The organism is Lentibacillus salinarum, assembly GCF_042679865.1.
Taxonomy (GTDB): domain Bacteria; phylum Bacillota; class Bacilli; order Bacillales; family Amphibacillaceae; genus Lentibacillus; species Lentibacillus salinarum.
The window spans coordinates 1-2,467 of the sequence record NZ_JBHTNH010000013.1 but is presented as its reverse complement, the minus strand read 5'-3'; the positions used below and the strand labels follow the sequence as shown (position 1 = coordinate 2,467).

Below are 2,467 nucleotides of genomic sequence, written 5' to 3'. Positions count from 1 at the left end.
ATGAGTTCAGTCATATTTAGAATATGCTTCAGCTTAAGGACTTTGAGCAGGACTTCAGCCTGGAGCAGCGACTTTAGTCGCCGACATTTATGTCCAAATCCACCTGCTTTAGCAGGTGGTCGTTTAAAAAGATGTTGACAACAAATTTTATGTGTTGTATTATGTTTTTCGTCGCAGTCATTAGAGAAAACATAATAAAGCATTCAAATCATTGTTAGAGTAGCTGACCGCAACTTCATTGAATATGCTACTAAGTGCAGGTCTGCGAAGGGTGCCGGTTCATTGTGTTTGCTTGCAACACGACGAGCACAAAGCGAAGCATCGGCGAATACGCTACGTCCTGCGAGGAGTGCAACCTCACCGAAATACTCGCAACACGATGAGCACAAAGCAAAGCATCGATGAATACGCTACGTCCTGCGAGGAGTGCAACTTCACCGAAAAGTACTTGCAACACGACGAGCACAAAGCGAAGCATCGACGAATACGCTACGTCCTGCGAGGCGTGCAACTTCATCGGAATACTTGCAACACGACGAGCACAACTCATAAAGTTATAGCGCATTGATAGCATATTTTAGATCATTCCACAGTAGCTCAGCGGTAGAGCTATCGGCTGTTAACCGATCGGTCGCAGGTTCGAATCCTGCCTGTGGAGCCATTTTATGGAGAAGTACTCAAGTGGCTGAAGAGGCGCCCCTGCTAAGGGTGTAGGTCGGTTTGCCGGCGCGAGGGTTCAAATCCCTCCTTCTCCGCCATAGTATGGCCCGTTGGTCAAGTGGTTAAGACACCGCCCTTTCACGGCGGTAACACGGGTTCGAATCCCGTACGGGTCATCTTTTCTTTTTTTAATTGGCTGGGTCCGGTAGTTCAGTTGGTTAGAATGCCTGCCTGTCACGCAGGAGGTCGCGGGTTCGAGTCCCGTCCGGACCGCCATCTGTTGGGCTATAGCCAAGCGGTAAGGCATCGGGTTTTGATCCCGTGATTCGCTGGTTCGAATCCAGCTAGCCCAGTCTTTTTATGCAAAAATGCATTGGTGATTTGAGCGTTCATTATAATGTTACGAGCTATTAGCTAGCCGCATGCATTACCATTACCGAATTAGCTACTGTGTGCAGGTCTGCGAGGAGCGTGTCCTTCGCCGAAATAGCTTATAATGCGACGAGTACAGAAAGCACATATAAGAGTGAAGCATTAAAATAAATGAAATGCTCGTTATAACATAACACGAGCCATTAGCTCAGTTGGCAGAGCATCTGACTTTTAATCAGAGGGTCGGAGGTTCGAATCCTCCATGGCTCACCATTTTCTGCGGATGTGGCGGAATTGGCAGACGCGCTAGACCCAGGATCTAGTGTCTTTACGACGTGAGGGTTCGAGTCCCTCCATCCGCACTTTACTTCATTTTATATTGCTGTGGTGGTCACGGCATTTTTCTTTGTTTTTAGACGCGGTCGTGGCGGAATGGCAGACGCGCTAGGTTGAGGGCCTAGTGGGAGTTTATCCCGTGGAGGTTCAAGTCCTCTCGGCCGCATTAAAAAACGTTGACAGTCCATTGTTTCTGTGTTATATTAAGGAATGTCGCTTTAAGCGCCCGTAGCTCAATTGGATAGAGCGTCTGACTACGGATCAGAAGGTTAGGGGTTCGACTCCTCTCGGGCGCGCCATATTATCGGGAAGTAGCTCAGCTTGGTAGAGCACATGGTTTGGGACCATGGGGTCGCAGGTTCAAATCCTGTCTTCCCGACCATCGAGAGTTTAACAGATTATTATATGAAATTCCGTTGCAGGTGCCGTTTAATGATGAGCATCGTGCTGCGTGGAACGTAGGATTTGCTGAAATAGCTAGGAACGTGAAGCGTGATTGACTCGTACGTCATAAAACAGGGATAATTAACTTACCATGCGGGTGTAGTTTAGTGGTAAAACCTCAGCCACGAGCGATACATCCACCGAATCCGCTGCGAGTTGCGAGGAGCGTAAGCATCACCGAAATAACTTACAACGCGACGAGCATGACTCGTTCGTGAACAATTAAAACACTTATCATTCAATCACCGTGCGGGTGTAGTTTAGTGGTAAAACCTCAGCCTTCCAAGCTGATGTCGTGGGTTCGATTCCCATCACCCGCTCCATTTGCGGGCCTGTAGCTCAGTCGGTCAGAGCGCACGCCTGATAAGCGTGAGGTCGGTGGTTCGAGTCCACCCAGGCCCACTTTTGCTCCTTGAAAACTGAACAAAACAACCAGCCTGAAACAGATGTCAGGTTAAGAAGTTGAAAGCCGTGTTGATTTCGGCAGAAGACTTCATAACCCTGTATCAATTTTTGAAGCTAAGATAGGCATGAGATTGATCGGTGTCAATCTTATCGCAAACTTTTTATTGGAGAGTTTGATCTTGGCTCAGGACGAACGCTGGCGGCGTGCCTAATACATGCAAGTCGAGCGCGGGAAGCAGGCAGATCCCCT

The 2,467-nt window shown here is 48.4% G+C and carries 12 tRNA genes and 1 rRNA gene; all 13 read left to right on the top strand.

The annotated features are described in order from the left end of the window. Window positions 1-586 precede the first annotated feature (586 nt). A tRNA-Asn gene (locus tag ACFQ4A_RS06990) sits at window positions 587-661 on the top strand. Window positions 662-667: 6 nt separating this feature from the next. Continuing rightward, a tRNA-Ser gene (locus tag ACFQ4A_RS06985) sits at window positions 668-758 on the top strand. A 6-nt stretch (window positions 759-764) separates the two neighbouring features. Continuing rightward, window positions 765-836, top strand: a tRNA-Glu gene (locus ACFQ4A_RS06980). 23 nt (window positions 837-859) lie between these two features. Next, window positions 860-936 (top strand) — tRNA-Asp (locus ACFQ4A_RS06975). A gap of 5 nt (window positions 937-941) precedes the next feature. Further along, window positions 942-1,013 (top strand) — tRNA-Gln (locus tag ACFQ4A_RS06970). Between the two features lie 216 nt (window positions 1,014-1,229). After that, window positions 1,230-1,305, top strand: a tRNA-Lys gene (locus tag ACFQ4A_RS06965). A gap of 6 nt (window positions 1,306-1,311) precedes the next feature. Beyond that, window positions 1,312-1,394, top strand: a tRNA-Leu gene (locus ACFQ4A_RS06960). Window positions 1,395-1,450: 56 nt separating this feature from the next. Further along, a tRNA-Leu gene (locus ACFQ4A_RS06955) sits at window positions 1,451-1,534 on the top strand. Window positions 1,535-1,590: 56 nt separating this feature from the next. Beyond that, window positions 1,591-1,667, top strand: a tRNA-Arg gene (locus tag ACFQ4A_RS06950). 6 nt (window positions 1,668-1,673) lie between these two features. Beyond that, window positions 1,674-1,750 (top strand) — tRNA-Pro (locus tag ACFQ4A_RS06945). A 311-nt stretch (window positions 1,751-2,061) separates the two neighbouring features. After that, window positions 2,062-2,135: transfer RNA gene (locus ACFQ4A_RS06940), tRNA-Gly, on the top strand. A 5-nt stretch (window positions 2,136-2,140) separates the two neighbouring features. Continuing rightward, window positions 2,141-2,214, top strand: a tRNA-Ile gene (locus tag ACFQ4A_RS06935). Between the two features lie 164 nt (window positions 2,215-2,378). Further along, window positions 2,379-2,467, top strand: a 16S ribosomal RNA gene (locus ACFQ4A_RS06930); the annotation flags it as partial.